This window comes from Saccharomonospora halophila 8, assembly GCF_000383775.1.
GTDB classification, from domain to species: domain Bacteria; phylum Actinomycetota; class Actinomycetes; order Mycobacteriales; family Pseudonocardiaceae; genus Saccharomonospora; species Saccharomonospora halophila.
Genome location: NZ_KB912486.1, coordinates 1 through 3,863, shown reverse-complemented (window position 1 = coordinate 3,863; position 3,863 = coordinate 1). Strand labels below are relative to the sequence as shown.

General features: G+C 72.4%; 4 protein-coding genes and 1 tRNA gene. 4 read left to right on the top strand and 1 reads right to left on the bottom strand.

The genetic code is table 11. The annotated features are described in order from the left end of the window. Positions 1–54: 54 nt before the first annotated feature. Positions 55–146 (bottom strand) — tRNA-Sec (locus SACHA_RS0102425). An 85-nt stretch (positions 147–231) separates the two neighbouring features. Between SACHA_RS0102425 and selD the strand changes: the two genes are divergently transcribed. The 4 genes from selD to SACHA_RS0102400 form a co-directional block, all read left to right on the top strand. Continuing rightward, positions 232–1,224 (top strand): selenide, water dikinase SelD, encoded by a 993-nt coding sequence (selD, locus tag SACHA_RS0102420; protein ID WP_019806935.1) that lies wholly within the window; start codon positions 232–234, stop codon positions 1,222–1,224. A gap of 143 nt (positions 1,225–1,367) precedes the next feature. Further along, a complete protein-coding gene (locus SACHA_RS0102410) occupies positions 1,368–1,919 on the top strand; it encodes a YbhB/YbcL family Raf kinase inhibitor-like protein (RefSeq protein ID WP_019806932.1) in 552 nt (183 codons plus the stop codon). A gap of 176 nt (positions 1,920–2,095) precedes the next feature. After that, positions 2,096–2,692, top strand: coding sequence for a TetR/AcrR family transcriptional regulator (locus tag SACHA_RS0102405; RefSeq protein WP_019806931.1), 597 nt, complete (start codon positions 2,096–2,098; stop codon positions 2,690–2,692). A 124-nt stretch (positions 2,693–2,816) separates the two neighbouring features. Continuing rightward, a partial coding sequence (locus tag SACHA_RS0102400) for an MMPL family transporter (RefSeq protein ID WP_019806930.1) occupies positions 2,817–3,863 on the top strand: 1,047 nt, incomplete at its 3' end.

The window sequence follows — 3,863 nt, the reverse complement described above, 5'->3', positions numbered from 1 at the left end:
GCCCGCGCCCCGGGCCACGGGGGCGGGCCACGCCGGGGGCCGCGGCCGTCGTCGCGGAGGCGAACGGGAATCGAACCCGCCAACGACAGTGCCTGCCGTTCAACGGTTTTGAAGACCGTGCCGGTCACCAGGCCGGAAGCGCCTCCCTGGGACATACCGACATCCTGCCAAATGCACGAACCGTGTGCAGCACACCGCGCGGCGGAGGCGCGATTCGGGCAGGATGGCGGAATGGCGTACCGACTCACCCAGTACGCGCACGGCGGCGGGTGCGCGTGCAAGATCCCGCCGGGGGAGCTCGAACAGGTCGTGTCCGGGCTGGTCGGCACCGGTCCCGCCCGGCCCGCCGGGGAGCTGCTCGTGGGACTCGACGACGGGGACGACGCCGCGGCCGTCCGTCTCGACGGCGAGCGCGCGATCGTGAGCACCACCGACTTCTTCACCCCCGTCGTGGACGACCCGTACGACTGGGGGCGGATCGCCGCGGCGAACGCGCTGTCCGACGTGTACGCGATGGGCGGCACCCCCGTGGTCGCGGTGAACCTGTTGTGCTGGCCCCGCGAGACCCTCCCGTTCGACCTGGCCGCCGAGACACTGCGTGGCGGCGCCGCGGTGTGCGCCGAGGCGGGCTGCCACCTCGCGGGCGGGCACAGCGTGGACGACCCCGAGCCGAAATACGGCCTCGCGGTGACCGGGGTGGCCGAGGCGGACCGGTTGCTGCGCAACGACACCGGCCGGGCCGGACAGCCGCTGTCGCTGACGAAGCCGCTCGGCGTCGGGGTGCTCAACACCCGGCACAAGGCCACCGGGGAGACCTTCGACGAGGCGATCGCCGTGATGACCACGCTGAACGCCGACGCCGCGCGGGCCGCGTCGGCCGCGGGGATCGGGTGCGCCACCGACGTCACCGGCTTCGGTCTGCTCGGTCACCTCGCCAAGCTGGCGCGGGCCAGCGGGGTGACGGCCGTGGTGGACGCGGCGGCGGTACCGGTGCTGGACGCCGCCCGCGACGCCGTCCGGGAGGGCTACGTCTCCGGTGGCACCCGCCGCAACCTCGACTGGGTGCGCCCGCACACCGACCTGACCGGGGTGGACGACGCGACCGCCCTGCTGCTGGCCGACGCGCAGACCTCCGGCGGGTTGCTGCTGGCCGGTGAGGTGCCGGGCGCGCCCGTGATCGGCGAACTCGTCCCGCGCGGCCCCGAGACGGTCGTGGTGCGGTGAGTGCGTCGGGGTTTGCTTACGCCGACGGCGGGAACGTCGACGACAGCGGGAACGTCGGCAGGAAACACCGCCCCGACAGGACGACCGACGGCCCGGCGCCGGACCCTTCCTGCCGGGCCCGGCCGCGGCCGGGGAGGATCACCATGGCGCAGCCACGCGGCGAGCGGGCCGAAGGCCCGAAGGGCAGGCGGGGGATGAGCCGGGGCGACCCCACGATCGACGAGCCGCCCCGGGCGATCGCGGCGGAACTGGAGCTGCGCAGCCCGGCCTTCACCGACGGCACGCTGATCCCGGACCGCTACTCCCGGCAGGGTGGCGACACCGCACCGCCGCTGGAGTGGACCCACGTGCCGGACGGCACCGAGGAGCTCGCGCTGGTCTGTGAGGACCCGGACGCCCCGGGCGGCACGTTCGGGCACTGGGTGGTCACCCAGATCCCACCGGAGGCCACCGGCATCGGCGGGACGGACGACCTCCCGCCCGGCGCGACGGCGGGCCGGAACGGCTTCGGCGACCTCGGCTGGGGCGGACCGCAACCACCCGTGGGCGACGAGGCGCACCGGTACTTCTTCCGGCTCTACGCCGTGGACCGCCCGCTCGGCCTCGACGAGGGGGCCACCGCCGACGACGTGCACGCCGCCGCAGACGACCACACCCTGGCCCGGGGGACCCTGGTGGGCCTGTTCGCCCGCTGAGCACCCACCGTACCCGGCGCGTGCTCTCGACGGTGGTGACCGGCGGACAGCGAGTGAGCGACCGTGTGCGACGTCACGCAGTGATCGAAACGACCGGGTGTCGATACGTTTGCGTTTCGCTTCGTGTGGCTCTAGACTGACTCGGTACGAAACGGTTTCGTTCCTGGAGTCAGCGCATGTCCGAGCAGACCTCCGGCGCTCCGGCACGCCGTACCCGGCTGACGCCCGAGCGCGAGCGGGAGGTGTTCACCACCGTGGTGGACCTCGTCCGGGAACAGGGCTACGAGGCCCTGACGATGGATGCGGTCGCGGCGCGCACCCGGTCCAGCAAGGCGACGCTCTACCGGCAGTGGGAGAGCAAGCCGAAGTTGGTGGCGACCGCGCTGCGGCACCTGGCCGAGCCACTCACCGACGTGGACACCGGCTCGCTGGCCGACGACCTGCGGCATCTGGTCACCGAGTTCCTGATGCACGCGACCGAGGACACCGCGCTGCTCAACGGTCTGGCCCATGCCGTCTCCAAGGACCGTGACCTGTGGCAGGCGCTGTACGAGCTGCACATCCGCCCGGGCCTGGACATGCTCGACGCCGTTCTCGCCAGAGCCGTCGAGCGCGGCGAACTGGCCCCGGACAACCCCGCACGGGAGTTCCTCCCGCACCTGATCATCGGCGCGTTCGGCATCCGCAGGCTGATCGAGAACCGGGAGGCCGACGCCGAGTACATGGAAAACTATCTGCGGGCCGTGGTCTTTCCCGCACTCGGCATCGCCTGACCGTCCGACCTCCGGGCGCTCCACCGCCGCAGCACCGGGAGATCCCCCGACGAACCGAACAACACGAACCTTTCCACGACCGACACACCCTTCCACAACCGACACAACTGGGAGTTCCTCGTCCATGGCCACGTTGCTGTACCGGCTCGGCCGGTTCGCTTTCCGGCGGCGCGGACTGGTCACCCTGGTATGGGTGTTGCTGCTCGCCGCCGTGGGCGGCGCCGCCGCGACCAGTTCCTCGTCCGCGTCGTCCTCGATCTCGATCCCCGGAACGGAGGCCCAACAGGCGTTCGAACTACTGGACGAACGCTTCCCCGGCACCAATCCGGAAGGTGCCACCGCCCGCGTCGCCTTCCGGGCACCGGAGGGTGAACAACTCACCGATCCGGAGAACCGCGCCGCGGTCAGCGAGGTGGTCGGCGAGATCGCCCAGGGGTCGCAGGTGCAGCAGGCCGTCGACCCGTTCCGCGGCCGGGCGGTCAGCCCCGACGGCACGATCGGCTACGCCCAGATCAACTACGACACCAGCGCGCTCGACCTGACCGAGCGGTCGCGCACCGCCCTGGAGGACGCCGTCGAGCAGGGCCGCGACGCGGGGCTGACCGTCGAGGTCGGCGGGGACGCGTTGATGACCATGCCGGAGACCGGCACCACCGAGGTGATCGGTGTGGCCGTCGCCGCGGTGGTGCTGCTGATCACCTTCGGCGCGCTGGTCGCCGCGGGGCTTCCACTGGTCACCGCCCTCATCGGCGTGGGAATCAGCGTCTCCGCCATCACGGCGCTGACCGGCGTCCTCGAACTCGACAGCACGACGCCGATCCTGGCGACCATGATCGGCCTGGCGGTCGGCATCGACTACGCACTGTTCATCGTCTCCCGCTACCGGGCCGAACTCACCGAGGGCCACGCGCCCTACGACGCCGTCGGCCGCGCGACCGGGACCGCGGGCTCGGCCGTCGTCTTCGCCGGGCTCACGGTGATCATCGCCCTGGCGGGCCTGTCCGTGGTGAACATCCCGATCCTGACGAAGATGGGGCTGGCCGCCGCCGGGGCGGTCGTGCTGGCCGTGCTGGTGGCCGTGAGCCTGATCCCGGCGTTCGTGGGCTTCGCGGGCACGCGGATCCTGCCCCGGAAGCAGCGGGACCGCACGGCGGCGGAGGCCGCCCGGGCC